Genomic DNA, 242 nt, shown 5'->3' on the forward strand with positions numbered 1-242 from the left:
GGGCAGAACCCGGGATGATTGGTGTGTCGTCACCTGGGAAGTCGTATTCAGACAGCAGGTCACGCAGTTCCATTTCAACCAGTTCCAGCATCTCTGCGTATTCTTCTGAGTCTGCGCCACCGCAGTCTTCAGCCAGCAGGTCTGCCTTGTTCAGGAAAACGACGATATAAGGTACGCCAACCTGACGGGACAGCAGGATGTGTTCACGAGTCTGAGGCATTGGGCCGTCAGTAGAACCACAT

At 54.1% G+C, this 242-nt stretch carries 1 protein-coding gene; it reads right to left on the reverse strand.

Annotated features, from left to right (window positions below):
- Positions 1–242: GTP-binding protein (locus Q4563_RS22035; protein WP_303606057.1), on the reverse strand; the 242-nt coding region annotated here is incomplete at both ends.

It is taken from the genome of Gilvimarinus sp. 1_MG-2023, from assembly GCF_030548285.1.